This is a genomic window from Thiohalocapsa marina, from assembly GCF_008632335.1.
GTDB classification, from domain to species: Bacteria; Pseudomonadota; Gammaproteobacteria; order Chromatiales; family Chromatiaceae; genus Thiohalocapsa; species Thiohalocapsa marina.
The window spans coordinates 46652-70167 of sequence record NZ_VWXX01000006.1; the positions used below are offsets into that span (position 1 = coordinate 46652).

General features: G+C 68.3%; 19 protein-coding genes. 9 read left to right on the forward strand and 10 right to left on the reverse strand.

Annotation, left to right across the window (positions count from 1 at the left end; genetic code table 11):
- Nucleotides 1-18: 18 nt before the first annotated feature.
- Nucleotides 19-1884 carry a putative nucleotidyltransferase substrate binding domain-containing protein gene (locus F2Q65_RS06390; RefSeq protein WP_150091580.1) on the forward strand — a complete coding sequence of 622 codons (1866 nt, stop codon included), beginning with the start codon at nt 19-21 and terminating at the stop codon, nt 1882-1884.
- Between the two features lies 1 nt (nt 1885).
- A complete protein-coding gene (locus F2Q65_RS06395; RefSeq protein ID WP_150091582.1) occupies nt 1886-2575 on the forward strand; it encodes an exonuclease domain-containing protein in 690 nt (229 codons plus the stop codon).
- Nucleotides 2576-2611: 36 nt separating this feature from the next.
- Here the strand turns inward: F2Q65_RS06395 and lgt are convergent, their stop codons facing one another.
- From lgt to F2Q65_RS06410, 3 genes are all read right to left on the reverse strand, one after another.
- Nucleotides 2612-3484 (reverse strand): prolipoprotein diacylglyceryl transferase, encoded by an 873-nt coding sequence (lgt, locus tag F2Q65_RS06400; RefSeq protein WP_150091584.1) that lies wholly within the window; start codon nt 3482-3484, stop codon nt 2612-2614.
- A gap of 113 nt (nt 3485-3597) precedes the next feature.
- Complete coding sequence (locus F2Q65_RS06405) at nt 3598-4239, reverse strand: tetratricopeptide repeat protein (protein WP_150091586.1); 642 nt, start codon at nt 4237-4239, stop codon at nt 3598-3600.
- 9 nt (nt 4240-4248) lie between these two features.
- The gene (locus tag F2Q65_RS06410; RefSeq protein ID WP_150091588.1) at nt 4249-4611 is read right to left on the reverse strand and encodes a hypothetical protein; all 363 of its coding nucleotides are present in this window, start codon (nt 4609-4611) and stop codon (nt 4249-4251) included.
- A gap of 384 nt (nt 4612-4995) precedes the next feature.
- Between F2Q65_RS06410 and F2Q65_RS06415 the strand changes: the two genes are divergently transcribed.
- The 4 genes from F2Q65_RS06415 (at nt 4996) to F2Q65_RS06430 (ending at nt 12427) form a co-directional block, all read left to right on the forward strand.
- Nucleotides 4996-6732, forward strand: coding sequence for a sensor domain-containing diguanylate cyclase (locus tag F2Q65_RS06415; protein WP_150091590.1), 1737 nt, complete (start codon nt 4996-4998; stop codon nt 6730-6732).
- Between the two features lie 347 nt (nt 6733-7079).
- Nucleotides 7080-8171 (forward strand): efflux RND transporter periplasmic adaptor subunit, encoded by a 1092-nt coding sequence (locus F2Q65_RS06420; RefSeq protein WP_150091798.1) that lies wholly within the window; start codon nt 7080-7082, stop codon nt 8169-8171.
- A 15-nt stretch (nt 8172-8186) separates the two neighbouring features.
- Nucleotides 8187-11438: an efflux RND transporter permease subunit gene (locus F2Q65_RS06425; RefSeq protein ID WP_150091592.1), complete on the forward strand. Its 3252-nt coding sequence runs from the start codon at nt 8187-8189 to the stop codon at nt 11436-11438.
- Between the two features lie 440 nt (nt 11439-11878).
- On the forward strand, nt 11879-12427 hold the full coding sequence (locus F2Q65_RS06430) for an REP-associated tyrosine transposase (RefSeq protein ID WP_150091594.1): 549 nt from the start codon (nt 11879-11881) through the stop codon (nt 12425-12427).
- Between the two features lie 205 nt (nt 12428-12632).
- On the opposite strand, the gene F2Q65_RS06435 is transcribed toward F2Q65_RS06430, so the two are convergent.
- The 6 genes from F2Q65_RS06435 to F2Q65_RS06460 form a co-directional block, all read right to left on the reverse strand.
- Entirely contained in the window at nt 12633-12875 is a 243-nt protein-coding gene (locus F2Q65_RS06435) for an acyl carrier protein (RefSeq protein WP_150091596.1), read from the reverse strand.
- Nucleotides 12872-14104, reverse strand: a complete 1233-nt coding sequence (locus F2Q65_RS06440) for a dihydrolipoamide acetyltransferase family protein (protein WP_150091598.1) — start codon at nt 14102-14104, stop codon at nt 12872-12874. Before F2Q65_RS06440 ends, F2Q65_RS06435 begins: the two co-directional genes overlap by 4 nt.
- Nucleotides 14101-15090, reverse strand: a complete 990-nt coding sequence (locus F2Q65_RS06445; protein ID WP_150091600.1) for an alpha-ketoacid dehydrogenase subunit beta — start codon at nt 15088-15090, stop codon at nt 14101-14103. Before F2Q65_RS06445 ends, F2Q65_RS06440 begins: the two co-directional genes overlap by 4 nt.
- Nucleotides 15087-16106, reverse strand: coding sequence for a pyruvate dehydrogenase (acetyl-transferring) E1 component subunit alpha (gene pdhA / locus F2Q65_RS06450; protein WP_150091602.1), 1020 nt, complete (start codon nt 16104-16106; stop codon nt 15087-15089). The genes F2Q65_RS06445 and pdhA overlap by 4 nt, the downstream gene beginning before the upstream one ends.
- The gene (gene acsA, locus F2Q65_RS06455) at nt 16103-17914 is read right to left on the reverse strand and encodes an acetate--CoA ligase (RefSeq protein WP_150091604.1); all 1812 of its coding nucleotides are present in this window, start codon (nt 17912-17914) and stop codon (nt 16103-16105) included. Before acsA ends, pdhA begins: the two co-directional genes overlap by 4 nt.
- Before the next feature lie 219 nt (nt 17915-18133).
- Nucleotides 18134-18712, reverse strand: coding sequence for a superoxide dismutase (locus F2Q65_RS06460; protein WP_150091606.1), 579 nt, complete (start codon nt 18710-18712; stop codon nt 18134-18136).
- A gap of 159 nt (nt 18713-18871) precedes the next feature.
- On the opposite strand from F2Q65_RS06460, the gene F2Q65_RS06465 reads away from it, so the two are divergent.
- From F2Q65_RS06465 to grxD, 3 genes are all read left to right on the forward strand, one after another.
- Complete coding sequence (locus tag F2Q65_RS06465) at nt 18872-20455, forward strand: hydantoinase B/oxoprolinase family protein (RefSeq protein ID WP_150091608.1); 1584 nt, start codon at nt 18872-18874, stop codon at nt 20453-20455.
- Nucleotides 20456-20476: 21 nt separating this feature from the next.
- Complete coding sequence (locus tag F2Q65_RS06470; protein WP_150091610.1) at nt 20477-22255, forward strand: N-acetylglutaminylglutamine amidotransferase; 1779 nt, start codon at nt 20477-20479, stop codon at nt 22253-22255.
- A gap of 73 nt (nt 22256-22328) precedes the next feature.
- Nucleotides 22329-22658 (forward strand): Grx4 family monothiol glutaredoxin, encoded by a 330-nt coding sequence (gene grxD, locus F2Q65_RS06475; protein WP_150091612.1) that lies wholly within the window; start codon nt 22329-22331, stop codon nt 22656-22658.
- Nucleotides 22659-22723: 65 nt separating this feature from the next.
- On the opposite strand, the gene rnt is transcribed toward grxD, so the two are convergent.
- A complete protein-coding gene (rnt, locus tag F2Q65_RS06480) occupies nt 22724-23374 on the reverse strand; it encodes a ribonuclease T (RefSeq protein ID WP_150091614.1) in 651 nt (216 codons plus the stop codon).
- Nucleotides 23375-23516 lie beyond the last annotated feature (142 nt).

Here is a 23516-nt window from a genome sequence, read left to right on the forward strand (position 1 = left end):
CATTCACACGAGGTTGAGATGGACGTCGAGTTGATCGAGATACGTGACTTCCTGGCAAGTCATGCCCCTTTCGAGTTCCTGCCCGAGGAGACCCTCGACGTCCTGCCGAAAAAGCTCGCGGTGCGCTACTTGCGCCGTGGCACCGCATTCCCGCCGCGGGACGACGAACAGCCCAGTCTCTACCTGCTGCGCCGCGGCGCCGTCGACCTGCGCGACGCGGAGGGTAACCTGGTGGGCAAACTGGCAGAGGGCGACATCTGCCCGTCGGTGTGTCATCCGGACGATCCGCGGATGCAGATGGCCGGCCAGACCTCCGAGGATACCCTCGCGTACCTGCTGCCCTGCGCCGAACTGCAACGGCTGCGGGAGCGGCACCCGGAGTTTGCCGAGCATTTCGACGACTCCGTGTCCAAGCGCCTGCGCAAGGCGCTGGAAAGCATCAAGCAGGACAGCGAGGGCACCACCGCGCTGATGACCGTGCAGGTGCGCGACCTGCTGGCCCGCGATCTCGTCAGCGCAGCGCCGGACACCAGCATCCAGGAGGCCGCCGGTATCATGAGCCGGGCGGGCTGCTCGTCGCTGGTGATCCTGGACGGCGAGCGGCTGGCGGGCATCGTCACCGACCGCGATCTGCGCAACCGCTGCCTGGCAGCGGGCGTGTCGCCGACGGAACCGGTCAGCCGCATCATGACCGAAAAGCTGGAGACCATCGGCGCCGGCACCCTGGGTTTCCAGGCCCTGATCACCATGACCCGGCTCAACGTGCATCACCTGCCGGTGCTCGACGGCGGCAATGTGATGGGCATGCTGTCCACCTCTGACCTGGTGCGGGTGCAGAGCGCCAACTCCATCTACCTGGTAGGCGACGTGCGCCGGGCGGAGAACACCGAGACCCTGGCCGCCATCAGCGGCAAGGTATCGGAACTGCAGGTGCAACTGGTGGCCTCCGGTGCCACCGCGGACCAGATCGGCCAGGCAGTCAGCGCGGTGACCGACGCCATCACCCTGCGCCTGTTGCAACTGGCCGAGGCGGAACTGGGGCCGCCGCCGGTGCCCTATTGCTGGATGGCTGGCGGATCCCAGGCGCGGCGCGAGCAGTCGTCGCACTCCGACCAGGACAACGCCCTGCTCATCGCCGATCACATGAAGCCGGAGGACGATGCCTACTTTGCCGCGCTGGCGCGCAAGGTCAACGACGGCCTGCATGCCTGCGGCTACATCTACTGCCCCGGCGACGTCATGGCCAGCAACCCCAAATGGCGCCAGCCGTTGCGCATCTGGACCAAGTACTTCAACACCTGGACCAAGAAGCCGGAGCCGATGGCGCTGATGCTGTCCAGCGTGTTCTTCGATCTGCGTGCCATCCACGACCCGGAAGGCCTGTTCGACGAGCTGCAGGAGCGCGTGCTCAAACTGTCCAAGGCCGACCGGATCTTCATCGCCTACATGGCCGCCAACGCCCTCAAGCACCGCCCGCCATTGGGCTTCTTCCGCAAGTTCGTGCTGATCCATGGCGGCGACCACGACCAGACCTTCGACATCAAGCACCGCGGCGTCGTGCCCATCGTCGATCTGGCGCGGGTCTATGCCCTGTCCGCCGGCCTGAGCCAGACCAATACCCTGGAGCGCCTGAAGGCCGCGGCCGCGGAGGGGGCCCTGAGCAAGGACGGCGGCGCCAATCTGGTGGATGCGGCGGAGTTCATCGGCACCCTGCGCATGCGCCACCAGGCGCAGCAGCTCAAGCGCGGCCAGAAGGCGGACAATTTCCTGTCGCCGGATGACCTGTCGCCGCTGGAGCGCGGGCACCTGAAAGACGCCTTCTCGCTGATCAACACCATGCAGGAGTCCCTTGGTCAGCGCTATCAGGCGGGACGCTTCACCTGACATGGCCGACCTGGCGTCGGGACTGCTGCTGGACTGGCGTCGGCGCTGGCGCCTGCGCAAGCAGCCGCCGGGGCCGCTGTGCGACTACCTGTCCAGGCCCTTTCCGTCGCCGCGCACGGACTACCGCGAGGTGGAGTATGTCGCGGTGGATCTGGAGACAACGGGCCTCAACGCGCGCCGCGACCAGATCCTCAGCATCGGCTGGGTGGTGCTGAGCGGCACCCGCATCGACCTCTCCACCGCCAGCCATCGCCTGGTGCGGGTGCAGGGCGACATCCCGGCTGAGAGCGCCGTCATCCACCAGATCACCGACGATGTCGCCGCCACCGGTACGGACCTGGCAGCGGCGCTGCCGGAGTTCCTCTGCGCACTCAGCGGCCGGGTCATGATCGCCCACCATGCCCACGTGGAGCGCTGCTTTCTCGGCGCGGCCTGCAAACAGCTGTTCGGCGGCGGTCTGCTGGTGCCCACAGTGGATACCCAGGCCATTGCCCGGCGCATCCTCGAGCGTCGGCAGGTCGCCTTCAAGGCCTCGGATCTGCGGCTACATGCCCTGGGCGAGCGCTACAACCTGCCGCGCTACGGCGCCCACAATGCCCTCAGCGATGCTCTGGCTGCCGCCGAGCTGTTTCTGGCGGAGGCCGCCTATCGCGACAATGGCCGCGGCATGCCGCTGGGGGATTTCCTGTAGCGACGCCGCGTCGCCGGCTCGGGCCCGGGCGCGAACTCAGTCTCCGGCCGGGTGCCGGCGGCCGGGGGCCAGGGATTGGGTTCCGGCCCCGCGTCGTGCATAGGCGATGCCGAGCAACAGCGCCCCTGCCAGCAGCATCGGCAGCGTCAGCACCTGGCCCATGGTCAGCCAGTCGAAGGCGAGATAGCCGATGTGGGCGTCCGGCACGCGGACGAACTCCACCGCGAAGCGGAACACCCCGTAGAGCAGCAGGAACAGGCCGGTCACGGCCATCATCGGCCGCGGACGCGACGAGAACCACCACAGCACCACGAACAGCACCAGGCCCTCCAGGCCCGCTTCGTACAGTTGCGACGCATGTACCGGCGGGCTCAGCACAGCGTCCGCGGGCAGCGCGACGCAGGCCTCCGGAAAGCGCGCGCAGGGCAGGCGCATGCCCCAGGCAAGGTCGGTGACATGCCCCCAGAGTTCACCGTTGATAAAGTTGCCGATGCGTCCGGCGAACAGCCCCAGGGGCACCAGCGGCGCGACGAAGTCGCCCACCTGGAACAGGCCCAGGTGGTGTTTGCGCGCGAACAGTGCCATGGCGATGGTCACGCCGATGAGCCCGCCGTGGAAGGACATGCCCCCCTGCCAGACCTTGAGCAGGTTGAGCGGGTTGTCCAGGATCTGATCGAAGCCATAGAACAGCATGTAGCCGAGCCGGCCGCCGGCGATGACACCGATGACGCAGTAGAAGATCACGTCGTCCACCATGGCCGGGGTCCAGCCGGAGCCCGGACGCGACGCCCGCCAGCGACCCAGCAGCCAGGCGGCGGCAAAGCCGGCCAGGTACATCAGGCCGTACCAGTGGATTTGCAGCGGCCCCAGCGAGAGGGCGACGGGGTCGATGTCCGGGTAGGTCAGCATGGTGAGAATCCGCTTGCAAGATCAAGAATCGTCTGTTTCCGTGGCTTGGCTGTCGGGCCGCCGGGAGACGCCCCGGGCCAGGGTCTGCGTCAGCGCTCCGTTCAGGGCCCGGTTCAGCGCGGACGCTGTCGCAGCGCGGCCCGCCGTCCCCAGACGGAGTCGGGGGCCAGTTCCAGTACCTGCACATAGAGCGCCTGCGCCTGCTCGCGGCGACCTTCCTGCTGCAGCAAGTCCGCCAGCCGGCAGCACACCTCGGCGGCCAGCGCCGGATGGGGTGGCTGCGACGCGAAGCAGGCGTGCAGCCGCAGCAGATCCTCCCGCGCCTTGGGCGCGCGACCCATGAACGCCGGCAGCGACAGGCTGTTGGTCATGCGCACCATGCGTACCACCACGTTGTCCGGTGCCAGGCGCACCGCCTTGTCCATCAGCGCCAGCCCGCTGTTGAGCTGCAGGGCCTTGGTGGCCGGGTTCCAGGCATCCCGCGCCACCAGGGTCTGGGCAGAACCGAGAAAGGCTGTGACCTCGTGATCGGCGGGGTCGGCCTTGCGGGCCCGATGCAAGTAGCCTTCCGCCCGGGCCGAGGCCTTGGTGGCAGGATCCGTGGCCAGATTGTGCCAGGCGATGCCGAGCCGCTTGAGTATCGGGGGCTCACCGGACTGTCGTGGCGGCAGCGACTGGTGTCGGGCGATTTCGCGGCGCAACGCCACCGCATCCTGGGTGCTGGCCAGTTCCAGCAATGTCAGAGCATCGGTCATGCTTGGGCCTCAGCCAATGGCCTCACGGAGGATCCAGACGGTGATCCAGAGCGCCCACAGGGTCACACCACCGAATACCAGCGCCAGCAGCCCGTGCCAACCCCGGGCCAGACGGGCCTTGAGTCGGCGCCAGCCGCGCGCGGCCGGGTCCGGCGGCGCCGGCACCCGCTCGAAGCTGCGAATGAACAGATAGCCGAACAGGCACCAGAGCATGCCGGCGATGGCCGGCAGCAACATGACATCCGAGGCCTGCTCCTGGCGCCACAGCAGCAGACCGACGCTGGCGGCCAGCAGCAGCAGGCCGATGGTGGCAAGGGCCGGCGCAACGGGCCGCAGCCGGCGGGCGAGTCGGTGCAGGGTGTCGAGTATCATGCCCCATAGGGTACCGCATCGGCCAGGATCGGGCTTGTTGGACGCCAGACCCAGAAGCCAGCAATTCCAAATTCGAACCGCAGAGGCCCAGAGAGCGCAGAGACCATCCAGCGTGTTCGTCAGCGTCTCTGCGTGCGCTTTGCGTTCTCTGTGTCTGCGGTTGATCGCGCTGCGGCAAAGCGGCAAATTTGAAATCGCTGATTCAAAAGCGCCTCACCGCGCTGCATAGAGGCATTTGTGATAGCCTGTCCGGGCCTCTCTCCCTGCCCTGTAGACGGCCCAAGTCACACTGCGCCGGTGTAACGGGCGTCCGGCCGACTCGACCCGGACCTGAGTCTTCCGGTCGGCCGCTGTCTTGCGCTGATCACGTTCGCCAAGCCACCCGTGAGCATCAAAGTCAAACTGATCCTGGGGCTCTGCCTCCTGCTGTTGCTGCTTGCCCTTGGCGTCAGTGTCGTGTTCTACAGGTTGATTCTGCCCGGTGCGGAAGCGGTCGAACGGCGCGAGCGGGTCACCGACCTGGTGCGCGTCGAGCAGGCCATCGGGCAGGAACTCAAGCGCATCCACCAGGTCAGCCGCGAATGGGGCAACTGGGACGACACCTACCGTTTCGCGGCGACGCACGATCCGGCCTATGTCGCCAGCAATGTCACCGCCCACTGGTTACAGCAGCTGGAGATGGACCTGCTGGTGATCCTGGACACCGACGGCCGGGTGCTGGCCAGCGTGTTCTCGGCGCTGGCGCAGCCCCTGGCCGACGGGCTCATTGCCGACACCCTGGCTCCAGCTCTGGCTCCGGCCGCCCCGTCCACCACCCCGGTCGGGACCGGGCCGCTGTTGCCGGAGCGGGGCAGCGGACTGCTGAACTCGGCGGCCGGTGTGCTGCTGCTGGGCGCTGCCCGGATCCTGCCCACCGACGGTCAAGGACCTGCGAGCGGCACCCTGTACTTCGGCCGCCTGGTCAGCGATGCCTTTGCCGCTGGGCTGTCCGAGCAGTTGCAGTTGCCGGTGCAACTGGCCCTCGGACCGGCGCCGTCGTCGGCGCCGCAGGTCGAGGCGCTGTCTGCCAACCAAAGTCTGGCGCAGACGGGGCTCGCGTTACTGAACGACCCGCAACGCAGCCTGCAGATCCGTCTGCAGCAGGGCCGGCCGCACTACAAGCAGATGCTGGTCTCCGTGCGGTACCAACTGGCGGCGATCTTCCTCGCCGGGCTGGTCGCCAGCCTGGTGGCCTACTTTCTGCTGGAGTGCATCCTGGTCGAGCCGATCCTGCGGCTGGCCCGCGAGGCCGAGCGGTTCAGCCGCACCCACCGCCCCGAGGCCTTCGCTTTCACGGCTGGCCGCGATGAGATTGGCCAGCTCGCCCGTGCCTTCGCCGACATGGCCGAGCGCGTCAGCGACGGCCGCCACCTGCTGGAACGGGAGCGCGACAAGCTGGAGCGCGAAAGCCTCACGGATCCGCTGACGGGCCTCGGCAATCGCCGCTATCTGGAACAGGCCCTGGCCGCGGACCGGGCCGCAGACGGGGCCGGGAACACCGGGGTCGGCAGCAGCCGGGCTGCGCGCCTGGTAGTCTCCATCGACCTTGATTTCTTCAAGCGGGTGAATGACCACCACGGCCACGACGTCGGCGACCGGGTGTTGCAGCAGATGGCCGAGATCCTGCGCCGTTGCAGTCGCGAGCAGGACATCCTGGCCCGCTGCGGTGGCGAGGAGTTCGTCCTGGTGTGCCGTGGCGTGGATGAGAACGACGCCATGGGCATCGTCGAGCGCATCCGCCGCGAGACCGCCGGCCACCCCTTCGGCGATGCGGACAGGCAATTGCAGCTGACCTGCTCCTCCGGCTTCGTGCTTTTTCCGCCGTGGGCGCCGGATGTCAGCCCCGATGCAGGCCCCGAAGCAAGCAAGGCCGAGAGCGATGCCAGGTTGCTGAAACTCGCCGATCTGGCGTTGTATCAGGCCAAGGCGGAAGGCCGCAACGGCTGGGTCGGTTATGGGGTCGAGCCCGGCACCGCCCATGCCCGGCTGCCGGTCACCGCAGAGGCACTGCACGCCGCCGTCACCACCGGCCTGGTGCACCGTATCTCGCCCCCCGGTCCTTCCAGCCAGCAGGCGGCTTGATTTCGAACTGATCGATCGGCCTCTTGGCCAAAGATCAGCAGGGCTTCCTGCCAATGCCGAGGCTTTGCATCCCCACTCTGCGGCCGATACGCTCGGCCTGAACGACCGCTGGCGCAGGCTGTGCCTCCGGCTGCAAGGCGTCCTCATAACGCCGACAACCAACCCTCGAAAACCGAAATCGCGTTTGCATATGTATAAACCAGCGTCGCCGGAACCACAGAGCGGCGATAATGGGAACCCGCGCCAGCCCCGCGTGTCAGGATAGAACCATGAACGCCCCACATCTCCGCCTGTTGTCCGTCATGCCAGCGACCGTCACGCGCGCCATCGCCATGCGACCGCCCGCCATGTCCCTGCCCCTTGTCCGACTGCTGCCGGTCTGGCTGCTCATGCTGCCGGCCCTTGCTTTTGCGCAATCGGGTGCACAATCCGGTGCCAAATCCGGCGCGACCCCGGTCATCGTTGCCGAGGCGCGGCTGGCGCCGATGGCGGAGCGGGTCGAGGCCCTTGGGACGCTGCGCGCCAACGAGTCCGTGTCCATCACCTCCAATGTCACCGAGACCGTGTCGGCGGTGCACTTCGACGACGGCCAGCGGGTGCGCGAAGGGGATCTGCTGGTGGAGATGACCAGCGCCGAGGAGCATGCGCTGCTGGAAGAGGCCCAGGCCCGGGTCGCCGAGGCGGAGCGCCAGCATCGGCGGGTGCGCTCGCTGGTGGATCAGGGTTCGGCCTCGGAGAGCCTGCTGGACGAGCGCAAGCGTGATCTGGACACGGCGCAGGCCAACCTGGTGGCGCTGGAGTCGCGGTTGGCGGACCGTGTGGTCAGGGCCCCCTTCGACGGCATCGTCGGGCTGCGCAGCATCAGCCGCGGGGCGTTGGTGGCGCCCGGTGACCTGATCACCACGCTGGATGACGACGGCGTCATGAAGCTGGACTTCACGGTGCCGAGCCTGTACCTGGCGGAGCTGCGCCCCGGGTTGCGCATCGAGGCCCGCGCGCGGGCCTACGGCGAGCGCCTGTTCGAAGGCACGGTGCGCGGCATCGACAGCCGCATCGATCCGGTGACCCGCTCGGTGCTGGTGCGCGCCCTGCTGCCCAATCCGCAGCGGACCCTGCGACCGGGCCTGCTGATGCAGGTGGAACTGCTGCTGAACCCGCGCCAGACCCTGGTGTTGCCGGAGGCCGCGCTGCTGCATCAGGGCGCGGAGCGGTTCGTGCTGCGTCTCGTCGACACCGACCAGGGGCTGAGCGTGGAGCGGCGGGCGGTGCAGATCGGCGCGCGCCAGCCCGGGTTGGTCGAGATCCTAGACGGTCTAGCAGCAGGCGAGCAGGTGGTCACCGAGGGGCAGGACAAGGCGCGCCCGGGAAAACCGGTGCAGGTACTGGCCGTGGACGACGGCCAGTTGAGCCTGCGCGATGCCATCCGGGAAGGCGACTGAGGGGGCGCGATCGACATGAAGCTCTCGGACCTCTCCGTTACCCGGCCGGTCCTGGCCACGGTGCTGTCGCTGCTGCTGCTGGCCTTCGGCCTGGTCTCCTTCGACCGGCTGCCGCTGCGCGAGTACCCGGACATCGACCCGCCGGTGGTGTCCATCGACACCGTCTATCCGGGGGCCGCCGCCAATGTGGTGGAGACGCGCATCACGCAGCTGATCGAGGACCGCATCGCCGGTGTCGAGGGCATCCGCACCATCGAGTCCACCAGCAAGGACGGGCGCTCCGACATCAGCATCACCTTCGATATCGGCCGCGACATCGACGGCGCCGCCAACGACATCCGCGACCGCGTCTCCGGCATCCTCGACCAGTTGCCGGTAGAGGCCGAGCCGCCGGACATCCAGAAGGTGGACAGCAACGAAGACGTGATCATGTGGCTGAACCTGGCCAGCAGCGGCTCGGGTCAGGTGCCGGGCGGGGGCATGAGCGTGCCGGCGCTCACCGACTACGCCCGGCGCTATCTGGTGGATCGCTTCTCGGTGCTGGACGGCGTGGCGCGGGTGCGCGTCGGCGGCAGCCAGACCTATGCCATGCGGGTGTGGCTGGACCGCGCGGCACTGGCGGCGCGGGGCCTGACCGTGGCCGACGTGGAGGCGGCGCTGCGGGCGGAGAACCTGGAACTGCCCGCCGGCCGGGTGGAGTCCATCGACCGTGAATTCACCGTGCGCCTGGACCGCAGCTTCCGCACCGCCGAAGACTTTGCCCGGCTGGTGCTGGCCCGCGGTGCTGATGGCCATCTGGTGCGGCTGGGCGACGTGGCGCGGGTGGAACGGGGCACCGAAGAAGACCGCACCAGCTTCCGCGGCAACGGCGTGCCCATGGTGGGCCTGGGCATCATCAAGCAGTCCACCGCTAATACCATCGCCGTGGCCGAGGCCGCCAAGGCGGAGATGGCGCGGGTCAACGCCAGCCTGCCGGAGGGGCTGGCGCTGAAGCAGAGCTACGACACCTCGATCTTCGTCAAGGGGGCCATCCGCGAGGTCTACAAGACCCTGGGCATCGCCATCGGCCTGGTGGTGCTGGTGATCTTCCTGTTCCTGGGTTCGGTGCGGGCCATGCTGGTGCCGGCGGTGACGGTGCCGGTGTCGCTGGTGGCCACCTTCACGGTGCTCTACGCGCTGGGCTTTTCCATCAACATCCTGACCCTGCTGGCGCTGGTGCTGGCCATCGGGCTGGTGGTGGACGACGCCATCGTGGTGCTGGAGAACATCCACCGGCGCATGGAGCTGTACGGCGAGACGCGCCTGGTGGCGGCGGTTCGCGGCACGCGGCAGGTGGGCTTTGCGGTGATCGCCACCACCGTGGTGCTGGTGGCGGTGTTCGTGCCCATCGCCTTTCTGCAGGGCGATGTGGGCCGGCTGTTCTCGGAGTTCGCGCTGACCATGGCGGCGGCGGTGGGCTTTTCCACCTTCGTTGCGCTGTCGCTGTCGCCGATGCTGGCCTCGAAGATCCTGCCGCAATCCCATGCCGGCGGCGCCGGGCGGCTGAACCTGAGCGCAGGCGTGGACTGGGCCTTTGCCAGTGTGCGCCGCGGCTATCACTGGTCGTTGGCGCTGCTGTTGCGGCAGAAATGGCTGGTGCTGCTTGCCTTTGCGGCGACCATCGCCGCCGCCCTCTGGCTGTGGCAGCAGGTGCCCCAGGAATACGCGCCGAAAGAAGACCGCGGCGCCTTCTTCGTGCTGGTGAACGGGCCTGAAGGCGCCTCCTACAGCTACATGCAGGAGTACATGGACGAGATCGAGCGTCGCCTGCTGCCCTATGCGGAGTCCGGCGAGGCCATCCGCGTGCTGGTGCGCAATCCGCGGGGCTTTGGCGGTAGCGCCGCGTTCAATACCGCCATCGTCATCGTGGTGCTGAGCGACTTCGATCAGCGCCGCTCCGCCTGGGCCATCATGAACGAGGTGCGCGCCAAGCTCGGTGACCTGCCCGGCGTGCGCGCCTTTCCGGTGATGCGCCAGGGCTTCGGCGCGCGCATCCAGAAGCCGGTGCAGTTCGTCATCGGCGGCGGCAGCTACGAGGAACTGGCCCAGTGGCGCGACACCCTGGTGCAGGCCATCGAGGCGGACAACCCGGGCCTGCTCGGGCTGGACTGGGACTACAAGGAGACCAAGCCGCAGTTGCGGGTGCAGATCGACTACGACCGCGCCGCGGACCTGGGCGTGAAGGTCGGCACCGTCGGCCGCGCGCTGGAGACCATGCTCGGCTCGCGCAAGGTCACCACCTACATCGAGGACGGCGAGGAATACGACGTCATCCTGGAGGGCGAACGCGACACCCAGCGCACCCCCACCAGCCTGGCCAATCTGTATGTCCGCTCGGAACGCAGCGGCGAGCTGATCCCGCTGTCCAACCTGGTGGAGATCACCGAGCAGGCGGACTCCCAGAGCCTGAACCGCTACAACCGCATCCGCGCCATCACGCTGGAGGCCAACCTGGCCGATGATCTGGCCCTCGGCGACGCGCTGGGCTACCTGGAGGCCAAGGTGCGCGAGCTGCTGCCGGAGCAGGCGCAGATCGACTTCAAGGGCCAGAGCCGCGACTTCCGCGACAGCGGCGAGGGTATCCTGTTCGTCTTCGTGCTGGGGCTGGTGGTGGTGTTCCTGGTGCTGGCGGCCCAGTTCGAGAGCTGGGTGCATCCGCTGGTGATCATGCTGACGGTGCCCCTGGCCATGGCTGGTGCGCTGTTGGGGCTGTGGTGGACCGGGCAGTCGCTGAACATCTACAGCCAGATCGGCCTGATCATGCTGGTGGGGTTGTCGGCCAAGAACGGCATCCTGATCGTGGAGTTCGCCAACCAGTTGCGCGACCAGGGCAAGGCCTTCCACGAGGCCCTGCTGGAGGCCGCCGACACCCGGCTACGTCCCATCGTCATGACCGGAATCACCACCGCCGCCGGCTCGGTGCCGCTGTTGCTCAGCAGTGGTGCCGGCGCCGAGACGCGCATCGTCATCGGCACCGTGATCCTGTCCGGCGTGCTGGCCGCGACCCTGTTCACGCTGTTCGTCGTGCCGGTGGCCTATGACCTGCTGGCCCGCCGCACCGGTTCGCCCGGGGACGTTGCACGACGACTGGCGCAGGAGGAGGCACTGACGCCGCTTGCGTCGACGCCGGCATCGTTATCTGAATCGCCGTCGCCAGCGCAGTCCGTATCGTCGCCACCGACGTCCGCATCGCCGGCATCGTCATCGACATCCGCGGTCACGGATTAGGCTATTCTTTGCCCGAATAACGACCGACAGTCCCGGAGGATCCCCGAGTGTTTCTCAATCTGCCCGCCGATGTCTGGAGCATGCTGATCATCCTTGGCGTCTTCATGCTGCTGCCCGTGCTGGTCATCTACGGTGCCTATCGCGTCATCCGGTGAGCCGGCTGGCGCCACGCGCCCCAGGAAATGCGCGTGGGTACGCGGGGCGGACCGACTCCCACGGGATGTGGGTGTTCGGTGGGGGCATGCGCGTGGGTACGCGGGGCGTACCCACCCTACGGGATGCGGGTGTCCGAGTAGGGTGGGCACGGTTTCTGTGCCCACACGGTCGATGTTCGCGCCCACGCGACGGTGCCCGTGCCCACGCGGTCGATGTCCGAGCCCACGCAAACAGTGTTCGTACTCACGCGTCATGGCCGACCCGATCGGAGTGACGGGGGCTGAATGTCGCGGTATCGGCGAGTAACGGCGGCGGGCGCCTGCTATTTCTTTACGGTGGTCACCGAGCGCCGTCGTCCTTTACTGACCGATGAGGCGCCGCGGCGATGGCTGCGGGAGGCGATCGCGGCGACGCGGTCGGACTATCCGTTCGCAATCGACGCCTGGGTGTTGTTGCCGGACCATCTGCACTGCATTTGGACGCTACCGGACGGCGATGCCGACTTCTCGACGCACTGGAGGCTGATCAAGCGCCGATTCTCGCAACGGGCCAATGTGCTTCTGCATCGAGACGACTGGATGAGCCCATCGAAGCGCAAGCACCGGGAGTCGACCATCTGGCAACGCCGGTTTTGGGAGCATTGCATCCGCAATGAGGGTGATTACGGGGCGCACATGGATTACATCCACTTCAACCCGGTCAAGCACGGTCTGGTTACACGCGTGGCGGATTGGCCCTACTCAACCTTCCATCGCTTGGTGGCCGCCGGCGTCTATCCGCCGGACTGGGCTTTTGCACCTGAGGCCGCGACTGAACTCACTGTCGGTGAGTAGGGCACGGCTCGCCGTGCCCACGCGGTTGATGCGGGAGCCGGTGCGATCGGTGTCTGTGTGCTGATGTAAAGCGCGTGGGTACGCGGGGCGTACCCACCCTACGGGATGCGGGTGTCCGAGTAGGATGGGCACGGTTTCCGTACCCACGCGGTCGATGTGGGAGCCGGTGCGACCGGTGTTCGTGCCCACGCGGTTGATGCGGGTGTCACAGCCGCTCCAGCAGATAGTCCGCCGTGGCGTCCAGGCTGACGAGCCTGGGGTAGTCCAGCTCGGGGATGTCCACACCGAGTCGTTTGTGCAGGGCGCTGACCCAGTTCAGGATGTCCATCGAGTCCAGATCGAATTCGTCGCGCAGTTGCGCGTCGCCGGGGATGGTCTCGCCGGCCAGGTCGGCGGCGACGCCGATGAGTTCCTGCAAGGCGATGGTCTTGATCTCGTCGCGGGTCATAGGGTGTCCGGCTCCTGCAAGCGTTGGCCCACGCGGGCCAGGAAGAGTGCGCCGCGATGACCGTCGCTGTGGCGGTGGTCGGCGGACAGCGTGGCGGTGACGATGTTGCGCGGGACCACCTGTCCGTCCTGCACCCAGGGCCTGAGGGCCGGGGTGCCGAATCCGACGATGGCCACCTGCGGCGGATAGATGATGCCGTAGAGCCGGTCGACGCCGCGCTCGCCGAGGCTGGAGACGGTGATGGTGGGGTCCGACAGCTCCGAGGCCCGCAGCCCGCCCGAACGCACCCGACCCACCAGGTCACGCAGCCGCGTCATCAGGGTGGGCAGCTGGAGTTGGTCGGCGTCATGGAGGGCTGGCGCTACCAGACCGCCGCCGCGGATGGCGGTGGCACAGCCGATGTGAACCCCTTGCGCCGGCTCGAAATGGCCGTCGCGGTCGAAGCCGTTCAGCTCCGGGAATTTGTCCAGCGACAGGGCCACCGCCTTGATCAGCAGCGCCCCCAGCAACAGGCGCTGGTCCGGCGGCAGTTGGGCGTTGCGGGCGGTCAGCCAGTCGGTGGCAGCGGTGAGATCGATGTCGTGGCTCAGATAGTAGTGCGGGATTTCGCGCTTGGAGCGGCTCATGGCCGCGGCGATGGCCTGGCGCATGGCGGCCAGATCCAGGTGACCCCGGGGTGGTGAGGCGGCCTCGGTGGTTGGCGTCGTGCCAGTGGCCGCGTGCACATCGGCCAGGACGACGGCGCCCCGGGGGCCGCTGCCTTCGATGGCATCCAGCGCGATGCCCCTGGCGTCCGCCAGCCGACGCGCGGCGGGCGATGCACGCCGGCGTTGCGCTGCGGTTCCGGTGCCGGCCCGGTGGCCGATCCGGTGACCGGCCTGGTCGGCGATCCGCTCGCTGGTCCGGGTGCCGGCCTCGGCAACCGCTGGTCCGGGTTCAGGGGCGTGCGTCGCGGGTATCCCGGTGGCAGGCCTGAGGGCTGGTGCCGCAGAGGCGTCTTCCAGTTCGGCCATGGGGCTGCCTACCGGCACCTTGTCGCCCACCTGGATCAGCGGCCGGCCCATGACGGCGTCGTGGAACACCTCCACCTCGATGGCGCCCTTCTGGGTCTCAATCACGGCGATGACATCACCCTTGGCGAGGCGGTCGCCCGGCTGCCTGACCCATTCGATCAAGGTGCCGGCCTCCATGTCGGAGCCAAGCGACGGCATGCGGTAGAGGCGGCTCATCGGTTCAGCACCGCCCGGGCCGCGGCGACGATGTCGTCGGTCTGCGGCACCGCCGCGTCTTCCAGGTGCTTGGGATAGGGGATGGGCACCTCGGCGCTGCACACGCGGCCCACCGGGGCATCCAGCTCCCAGAAGGCCTGTTCCATGAGGCGGGCGCTGATCTCGGCGGCCAGACTGCCGGAGCGCCAGCCCTCGTCGATGATCACGGCCCGATGCGTCCTGGCCACCGAGGCCATCAGCGTGGCGTCGTCCAGCGGGCGCAGGCAGCGCAGGTCGATCACTTCCGCAGCGATGCCGTCGGCGGCCAGGGTGTCGGCGGCCTCCAGGGTCTTGAACAGGCTGCCGCCGTAGGTGATCAGGGTCACATCGCCGCCCTCACGGCGCACGGCGGCCCCTTCGATGGGCACGGCGCCGGCGTCCGCGGCCAGCTGCCCGCTGCGGTTGTACAGCATCACATGCTCGAAGATGACCACCGGGTCCGGGTCTTCGAGGGCGCTCCAGAGCATGCCGCGGGCATCTTCAAGCGTGGCCGGCGCCAGCACCTTGATGCCGGGAACATGCGCGTACCAGCCCTCCAGGCTGTGGGAATGCTGGGCGGCCAGCTGCTTGCCGGCACCGCAGGCCATGCGGATCACCAGCGGCACGCTGAACTGGCCGCCGGACATGTGCCTGAGGGTGGCGGCGTTGTTGACGATCTGGTCCAGCGCCAGCAGGCTGAAGTTGACCGTCATGACCTCCACGATGGGCCGCAGGCCACCCAGGGCGGCGCCGATGCCGGCACCGGTGAAACCGGCCTCCGACAAGGGCGCGTCGCGGATGCGCTCCGGGCCGAATTCGTCGTACAGCCCCTTGCTGACGGCGTAGCAGCCGCCATAGCGACCGACGTCCTCGCCCATCAGAAAGACCCGCGGGTCGCGGTTCAGGGCCTCGCGGATGGCCTCGCGCACTGCCTCGCGGTAGCTGATCTCGATCATCTGCGCGCTCATGCCGGCTGCTCCGTGTAGACGTCCCGGGCCAGATCCTCCACCGGCTCCCACTGCCCCGCCTCGGCAAAGGCCACTGCCGCGGCCACCTCCTCGGCCACCTCCGCCTCCAGGTGCTCGACCTCGGCGGCGCTCAGCATGCCGGCCTCCTGCAGCCACTGGCGGAAGCGCAGCAGCGGGCCTTTCTGCTTCCAGGCCTCCACCTCGGCCTTGTCGCGGTAGAGCTGGGCGTCGAACATGGAATGGGCGCGGAAGCGGTAGGTGCGGCACTCCAGAAAGCGGGGTCCGCCGCCGGCGCGGATCTCGGCCAGGGCGCGGCGGGCGGCGGCCTCGATGGCGATCACGTCCATGCCGTCCACTGCCGCCGCCGGGATGCGGTAGCTCTCGGCCTTGCGGGCGATGGCGGTCTCGGACTCCGAGCGTTCCAGTGCCGTGCCCATGGCGTACAGGTTGTTTTCGCAGACGAACAGCACTGGTAGTTGCCACAGGGCGGCCAGGTTCAGGCTCTCGTGGAAGGCGCCCTCGGCGGCAGCGCCCTCGCCGAAGAAGCAGGCGGTGACCTGCGCACGGCCGAGCAGCCTGTCCGCCAGCGCCAGGCCCACCGCCAGCGGCAGGCCGCCGCCGACGATGGCATTGCCGCCGTAGAAGCGGCTGTCGGCGTCGAAGACATGCATGGAGCCGCCGCGACCGCGGCTGACCCCTTCGCGCTTGCCGTACATCTCCGCCATCAGCCTGGTCATGGGCAGGCCGCGGGCGATGGCGTGTCCGTGCTCGCGGTAGGTGGCGACCACGGCGTCGCTGCCGGTCAGCCCCTGCATGACGCCGACGGCGATGGCCTCCTCGCCGGTGTAGAGATGCAGGAAGCCGCGGATCTTCTCCTCGGTATACAGCTCGGCGCAGCGCTCCTCGAACTGGCGGATGCGCAGCATCTCCCGCAGCAGGTGCAGCGCATGGGCGCGGTCGAGATGCAGCTTGTCGCCAAGGTGGCTGTGGTCGCCGTCAGTCTCGCGTATGCTCATCGCTCGTCACTCTCCAGGGTGGAGGTATCGCCTTCGGGCAGGCCCAGTTCCCGGGCGCGCAGCAGACGACGCATGATCTTGCCGCTGCGGGTCTTGGGCAGGTTGTCGCGCACGTCGATGACGCGCGGGGCCACCGCGGGGCCCAGGCGTTTGCGGGCATGGGCCAGCAGGGCCCTCTGCAGGGCCTCGTCCCAGGCGAAACCGGGCTTGAGCGCCACCAGGGCCTTGACGATCTCGCCGGCGGTGGGCTCGGGGATGCCGATGGCGGCGGCCTCGGCCACTGCCGGGTGCTCCATCAGCGCGCTCTCCACCTCGAACGGCCCGATGAGATGCCCGGAGGACTTGATCATGTCGTCGGCCCGACCCAGGAACCAGAAATACCCGTCGGCATCGCACTGGGCCAGGTCGCCGGTCAGATACCAGCCGTCGACGAAACATTTACGGTACCGCTCCGGCTCGTTGAGATAGCCACGGAACATCGATGGCCAGCCGGGACGCAGCGCCAGCTCACCGGCGTTGTTCGGCGCGGTGATGACCTCGACGGCGCCGGCGGTGTGACGGACGATGGCGGCCTCGACGCCGGGCAGCGGCCGGCCCATGGAGCCGGGCTTGATGGGCGCGCTGCGGTAATTGGCGATCATGATGCCGCCGGTCTCGGTCTGCCACCAGTTGTCGTGGAACGGCAGGCCGAGCACATCCCGGCCCCAGACCACGCCCTCGGGGTTCAGCGGCTCGCCCACGCTGGCCAGGAAACGCAGTCGCGACAGGTCGTAGTCGGCGAAGATGCCGCGCTCATCCCGGGTGGCCAGCTTCATCAGCATGCGGATGGCGGTGGGGGCGGTGTACCAGACGGTGACCTGCTGGTCCTGCAGGATACCCAGCCAGCGGGTGGGGTCGAGCTCGGCCTCGTCGACGATCAGGCTGGCGCCGATCACCAGCGGCGCGATGATGCCGTAACTGGTGCCGGTGACCCAGCCAGGGTCGGCGGTGCACCAGAAGACGTCGCCGGGATGCAGGTCCAGCGCATAGCGGGCCGTGAGCCGGTGCACCACCACCGCCTCGTGCACATGCACGGCGCCCTTGGGGCGGCCGGTGGTGCCGCTGGTGAAGTGCAGCAGGGCCATGTCGTCCGGCCGGGTGGCGGTCAGCCCGCCGGTGTCCGGGCAGTCCGCCAGCAGCTCCGCCAGCGACAGGGTGCCGTCCGGGGCGGTGTCGCCGTCGCGGTCGATCAGCAGCACATGGGCAAGGCCGGGCAGCTCGGCACGCCAGGGCGCCACCTTGCGCCGGTAGTAGGACTCGGTGGTGACCAGCACGCGGGCGTCGCCGATCTCCATGCGCGCCCGCACCGGCTCCGGGCCGAAGGCCGAGAACAACGGCGAGAAGACCCGGCCGGCCTTCAGTGTGCCCAGTGCGGTGACATACAGCTCCGGCACTCGGCCCAGCAGGCTGAATACCCGTTCGCCGGGGGCTACGCCGAGACGTTGCAGCAGATGGGCGAAACGGCTGGCCAGCGCCGCCAGTTGCCGGTAGCTGAAGTCGCGCACCTGGCCGTCGCGGCCGAGCCAGCGCAGGGCGAGCTGGTCCGCGCGATCGGTGTCGAGGTGGGCGTCCAGCGCCTCGAAGGCGATGTTGAGACCGCCGTCGGGCAGACCGTGCAGCGCGGCACGGGCCTGGTCCCAGTGGAAGGTGGCACGGGTCGCCGCGTAATCGGCGAGGGCGGGCGGCGGCTGAGCGGCCACCGGCTGGTGGGCCTCCGTGGGCCGTTGGAAGGGGTTGTGGACGGGCTTCTGGATGGTCTGCCAGGCCATGCTCGCCTCCGGGTCTGCGGAGTGTGCGTGTCTGCACGCGCTATGGTAAGGCTAGTTCAGGCAGGCCGATGCGTCCATGTCGGGCAAGAAAAAGCCCGACCACGGCGGGCGCGGTCGAGCCTGGACCCGGTTCGATCGGAGTCGGTCGAGCCGGGTTTGGTCGGATGGTCTGGGCCAGACGGTCCGGCTCAGACGATCCGGCTCAGACGGTTTGGGCGATCAGCCGAAGTTGCTGGCGACGAAGTCCCAGTTGACCTTTTCCCAGATGGCTTCCAGGTACTTGGGCCGCGCGTTGCGGTAGTCGACGTAGTAGGCGTGCTCCCACACATCGACGGTCAGCAGCGGGGTCTTGCCCTCGGTGAGCGGGCAGCCGGCGTTGGAGGTGTTCATGATCTCGACGCTGCCGTCGTCATTCTTCACCAGCCAGGTCCAGCCGGAGCCGAAGTTGGTGGCGGCGGACTGGGAGAATTGCTTCTTGAACTCCTCGAAAGAGCCAAACTTGGCGTTGATGGCGTCTGCCAGCGCACCGCTGGGCGCGCCGCCGCCGTTGGGGCTGAGACAGTTCCAGTAGAAGCTGTGGTTCCAGACCTGGGCGGCGTTGTTGAAGATGCCACCGGTGGCCTTGCGGACGATGTCTTCCAGCGACAGGCTTTCGAACTCGGTGCCCGGGATCAGGTTGTTGAGGTTGGTGACATAGGTCTGGTGATGCTTGCCGTAGTGGTAGTCGATGGTCTCGGCCGAGATCACCGGCTCCAGGGCGTTTTTCTCGTACGGCAGTGCGGGCAGTTCGTGGGCCATGGGCATGTCTCCAGGTCTGGGATTGATCGAAGTCGTTGTCACGTCGGCAAACTTAGGCCGCGGCACCGCGACTTCAAGGTATCGGCCGCAATCGGGCCTTGCCGATGAACTGTGGCCATGTACACTCGTGGTGATGGAACCTGGAGGAGCCCGCCGGCCATGCCCGCCGCAACCGACCTGAATGCCGTGGAGCTCAGCCTGTTCGTCAGCCGGCTTGAGGCCGTCTGCGACGAGATGGGCGTGGTGCTGCGCAATGCGGCCCTGTCGCCGAACATCCGTGACCGACTGGACTTCTCCTGTGCGGTGTTCGATGCCGACGGTGCCCTGTGCGCGCAGGCGGCCCACATCCCGGTGCATCTGGGCAGCATGGCCCACGCGATGGCGGACCTGGTGGCGCGGCTCGACTGGGCGGAGGGCGACATGGCCATCGTCAACGACCCCTATCTGGGCGGCACGCACCTGCCGGATGTGACGCTGATCGCGCCGGTGTTTGCCGACGGCGAGCGGGTAGCCTTTGTCGTCAACCGTGCGCACCATGCGGATATCGGCGCCCAATCGCCGGGATCGATGCCGATCTCGCGGACGCTGGACGAGGAGGGGGTGGTGATCGCCCCGCGCCATCTGCTGCGGCGGGGCGCGCTGGATGAGGCCGCGCTGGCCCGGATCACGGCCGCGACACGCAACCCGCGGTATGCCCGTGGCGATTTCCTGGCCCAGATCAGCGCCAATCGGGCCGGTGTCGCGCGGGTGGCCGGCTGGCTGCACCGCCTGGGTGCGGAGGCCTTTCGCGCCGGGCTTGCGGCCCTCAACGACTACGGCGAACGCCTCGCCCTGTCGGCCCTGGCGCAGATCCCCGACGGGCGCTACGCATTCACCGACCTGATGGACGACGACGGCCAGGGCAACCGGGATATCGCCATCCAGGTTGCGCTGGATGTCCGCGGCGGCCGGGTGGACTGCGACTTCAGCGGCACCGCGCCGCAGGTGGACGGCAACATCAACTGTCCGCTGGCGGTGGCCGCCGCCGCGGTGTTCTACTGCTTTCGCTGTCTGATGCCGGCGCAGACGCCGGCCTGCGCCGGCAGTCTGCGACCGATCAGGCTGTACGCGCCGGCGGGCTGCCTGGTGAATGCCCGTCGTCCGGCCGCGGTAGCCGCCGGCAATGTCGAGACCAGCACGCGCATCGTCGATGCGGTGCTCGGCGCCCTGGCGCAGACCCTGCCGGGGCGTATCCCCGCCGCCAGCCACGGCAGCATGAACAACCTGGCCATCGGTGGCCAGCTGGATGACGGCGACGGACCGGCAGCCTGGGACTACTACGAGACCGTCGGCGGCGGCATGGGCGCCGGGGCCGAGGGCGGCGGCTTGTCCGGCGTGCAGACCCACATGACCAATACCCTGAACACGCCCATCGAGGTGATCGAGTCGCGGTTTCCCCTGCGGGTGCTGCGCTACGCCCTGCGGCGCGGCTCCGGCGGGGCCGGTCGCCGTCCCGGCGGCGACGGGCTGGTGCGCGAGCTGCTGTGTCTGGCCCCCGCCCACGCCACCCTGATCGGCGAACGCCGTCGGCATGCCCCCTGGGGCCTGGCCGGTGGCGCTGCGGGCCGCCCCGGTGGACAATGGCTCGACGGCCGACCGCTGCCGGGCAAGGTGGCGCTGGACCTGGCCCCCGGCCAGCGCCTGACCATCAAGACCCCCGGCGGCGGCGGATGGGGTGCCGACGGACCCGACCCGAACGCCTGACACTATCGAGGACCCTGCAGCATGTGCGGAATCTGTGGCGAATTGCGTTTCGATGGCGTCCCCGCGGACCTGGATGCCATCGCGCGGATGATGGACCGGCTGGTGCGGCGCGGACCGGACCACGGCGGCAGCTACAGCGACGGCCCCCTCGGCCTCGGCCACCGGCGACTGTCCATCATCGACCTGTCGGTGCGCTCGAACCAGCCCATGGTGGACCAGCAGCTGGGGCTGGCGCTGGCCTTCAACGGCGCCATCTACAACTACCCCGAACTGCGGCGCGAACTGCAGGGGCTGGGCTACCACTTCTTCTCCGACGGCGACACCGAGGTCATCCTCAAGGCCTGGCATGCCTGGGGCGAGGCCTGCGTGCAGCGCCTGCATGGCATGTTCGCCTTCGGCCTGTGGGACGCCAACCGCCGCAGCCTGTTCCTGGCGCGCGACCGCTTCGGCATCAAGCCCCTGTACTGGACCGAGGACGCCGGCCGGCTGCGGTTTGCCTCCAGCACCCAGGCCCTGCTGGCCGCGGGCGGCGTGGATACGGCCATCGACCCGGTGGCGCTGCACCATCTGTTCACGCTGCATGCGGTGGTGCCGGCCCCGCGTACCGTCCTGAACGGCGTACGCAAGCTGCCGCCGGCGCACTGGCTGCGCATCGACGCCGACGGCAAGCGCACCGAGCAGGCCTACTGGCAGCTGAATGCCACCCGGCCGGCGGAACCCTTGAGCGACCAGGACTGGATCGACGCCATCCACGACGCCCTGCAGGCGGCCGTGCGCAAGCGTCGTGAGATCGCCGACGTGCCTGTCGGGGTGTTGCTGTCCGGCGGCCTGGACTCCAGCCTGCTGGTGGCCCTGCTGGCGGAGAACGGCGTCACCGATCTGCACACCTTTTCGGTGGGTTTCGAGGATACCCCGGAAGAGGCCGGCAGCGAGTTCGAATACTCCACCCCGGTGGCCGAGCGCTACCAGACCCGGCACCACCGGCTGCGGGTGCCCAATGCCGATGTACTGGCGCGGCTGCCGGAGGCGGTGGACGCCATGTCCGAGCCGATGTTCGGCCAGGACGCCATCGCCTTCTATCTGCTGGCCGAGCGGGTCTCGCGCGAGATCAAGGTGGTGCAGTCCGGGCAGGGCGCGGACGAGGTCTTCGGCGGCTACTTCTGGTATCCGCGCATCGCCGCCGAGACCGAGGGCGCGCCGGTGGAGCGGGTGCGCAAGCACTATTTCGACCGTGATCACGACGAGTATCTGCGCATGATCGGCGCCGACCACGCCGGCGCGGACCATACCGCCGCCTATGTGGCGACCCGGCTGGCGGAGCCCCTGGCGGACGAGCTCATCGACGCCGTGCTGCGGCTGGACGTGACCACGCTGATCGTCGACGACCCGGTCAAGCGCGTTGACAATATGACCATGGCCTGGGGCCTTGAGGCGCGGGTGCCGTTCCTGGATCACCAGCTGGTGGAGATCGCCGCCCGCTGTCCGCCGGCGCTGCGCCTGCGCGAGGGCGGCAAGTATCCGCTCAAGGCCATCGCCCGCGGCCGCCTGCCGGATGCGGTCATCGACCGGCCCAAGGGCTACTTTCCGATGCCGGCGCTGAAATACGTCCGCGGGCCGTTTCTGGCGTTCATGCGCGACATCCTGGACTCCGACGCCTGCCGCCAGCGGGGGCTCTACCGGCGCGACTATGTCGAGCGTCTGCTGGCTGCGCCGGACATGCACCACACCCGCATCCAGGGCAGCAAGCTCTGGCACCTGGCGCTGCTGGAGTTCTGGCTGCAGCGCCACGTGGATGGCTAAACTTGATTATCCTGGTCGGAAACCCGACGTCTGCCGGCACCAATGACATTCATCAATCAGGTTGAGGTTCCGGATGGACGTACTCGAGCGGATCGACCAGCAGGTCAAGAACAACCCCGTGGTGATCTACATGAAGGGCACGCCGCAGATGCCCCAATGCGGGTTCTCGATGCGCGCGGCCCAGGCACTCGGCGAGTCCGGCATCCCGTTCGCCTACGTCAACGTGCTGCAGGACCCCGAGATCTTCGAAAACCTGCCCCGCTATGCCGACTGGCCCACCTTTCCGCAGATCTATATCGACGGTGAACTGGTCGGCGGCTGTGACATCACGCTGGAGCTGCAGGCCAGCGGCGAGCTGAAGACCATGATGGAGACCGCTGCAGCCAAGTCTGCTGACTCCTGAGCAGTCCCGCCGGGGCGTCCGAACGGGCGCCCCCGAACGGGCCCCTGGCGCGCCGCTGCAACCACTCAGGCAATCGAGGCCGGGCAGACATCGCCCATCTCCAGCGCCCGCCAGCGATTCACGATGGTGCAGAACAACGCGGCTGTCTGTTCCGCATCGTAGATGGCGGAGTGGGCCTCGGCGTCATCCCACGCCAGGCCTGCCGCCTTGCTCGCCTTGGCCAGCACCGTCTGGCCATACATCAGCCCCGCCAGCGATACCGTATCGAACACGCTGAAGGCATGAAACGGATTGCGCTTGTAGCCGGTGCGTTCCACCGCCGCCTTGATGAAGCCAAGATCGAAATGCGCATTGTGCCCCACCAGGATGGCGCGATTGCAGCGCTGGGCGGTCATGGTCTTGCGGATCGGCGTCAGGATGCGGTTGAGGGCGTCGCGCTCGGAGACCGCGTCGCGAAACGGGTGATGCGGATCGATCTTGTTGAAGGCCAGGGCGCGGGCGTCCATCTCGGCGCCGACGAAGGGCAGCACGTGACAGGCGTGGGTGGGTCCGGGGGTGAGCCAGCCGTCGGCATCCATGCGGATGACCACGGCGGCAATCTCCAGCAATGCGTGGCGTTGCGGATCGAATCCGGCGGTCTCCACGTCGATGACGACGGGGAGAAAGCCGCGAAAGCGCGCGGCGATGGCCGGTGGTGAGGTGTCGTCTGTCTGCATGTCGCCAGCATAAGAGCGCCGGCGCGAAATGCCAAATGCGCCGGCAGTGGTTGCGGCGTGAAGCGTCCGGGGCGGAGATGGTATCGTAGGCGCGTGAACACGCCCGGGATAGCAGCCACTTTCTTGCCGCGCAGGGCGACAG

Excerpts from the sequence above, each read along its gene's own strand:
- F2Q65_RS06405 (WP_150091586.1), bottom strand. The coding sequence starts at position 4,239 with ATGACCGATGCTCTGACATTGCTGGAACTGGCCAGCACCCAGGATGCG.
- F2Q65_RS06465 (WP_150091608.1), top strand. The coding sequence starts at position 18,872 with ATGCCCGCCGCAACCGACCTGAATGCCGTGGAGCTCAGCCTGTTCGTC.
- pdhA (WP_150091602.1), bottom strand. The coding sequence starts at position 16,106 with ATGAGCATACGCGAGACTGACGGCGACCACAGCCACCTTGGCGACAAG.
- lgt (WP_150091584.1), bottom strand. The coding sequence starts at position 3,484 with ATGCTGACCTACCCGGACATCGACCCCGTCGCCCTCTCGCTGGGGCCG.
- grxD (WP_150091612.1), top strand. The coding sequence starts at position 22,329 with ATGGACGTACTCGAGCGGATCGACCAGCAGGTCAAGAACAACCCCGTG.
- F2Q65_RS06420 (WP_150091798.1), top strand. The coding sequence starts at position 7,080 with ATGTCCCTGCCCCTTGTCCGACTGCTGCCGGTCTGGCTGCTCATGCTG.
- F2Q65_RS06395 (WP_150091582.1), top strand. The coding sequence starts at position 1,886 with ATGGCCGACCTGGCGTCGGGACTGCTGCTGGACTGGCGTCGGCGCTGG.
- F2Q65_RS06390 (WP_150091580.1), top strand. The coding sequence starts at position 19 with ATGGACGTCGAGTTGATCGAGATACGTGACTTCCTGGCAAGTCATGCC.
- acsA (WP_150091604.1), bottom strand. The coding sequence starts at position 17,914 with ATGGCCTGGCAGACCATCCAGAAGCCCGTCCACAACCCCTTCCAACGG.
- F2Q65_RS06435 (WP_150091596.1), bottom strand. The coding sequence starts at position 12,875 with ATGACCCGCGACGAGATCAAGACCATCGCCTTGCAGGAACTCATCGGC.
- F2Q65_RS06445 (WP_150091600.1), bottom strand. The coding sequence starts at position 15,090 with ATGAGCGCGCAGATGATCGAGATCAGCTACCGCGAGGCAGTGCGCGAG.
- F2Q65_RS06425 (WP_150091592.1), top strand. The coding sequence starts at position 8,187 with ATGAAGCTCTCGGACCTCTCCGTTACCCGGCCGGTCCTGGCCACGGTG.
- F2Q65_RS06430 (WP_150091594.1), top strand. The coding sequence starts at position 11,879 with ATGTCGCGGTATCGGCGAGTAACGGCGGCGGGCGCCTGCTATTTCTTT.
- F2Q65_RS06440 (WP_150091598.1), bottom strand. The coding sequence starts at position 14,104 with ATGAGCCGCCTCTACCGCATGCCGTCGCTTGGCTCCGACATGGAGGCC.
- rnt (WP_150091614.1), bottom strand. The coding sequence starts at position 23,374 with ATGCAGACAGACGACACCTCACCACCGGCCATCGCCGCGCGCTTTCGC.
- F2Q65_RS06410 (WP_150091588.1), bottom strand. The coding sequence starts at position 4,611 with ATGATACTCGACACCCTGCACCGACTCGCCCGCCGGCTGCGGCCCGTT.
- F2Q65_RS06470 (WP_150091610.1), top strand. The coding sequence starts at position 20,477 with ATGTGCGGAATCTGTGGCGAATTGCGTTTCGATGGCGTCCCCGCGGAC.
- F2Q65_RS06460 (WP_150091606.1), bottom strand. The coding sequence starts at position 18,712 with ATGGCCCACGAACTGCCCGCACTGCCGTACGAGAAAAACGCCCTGGAG.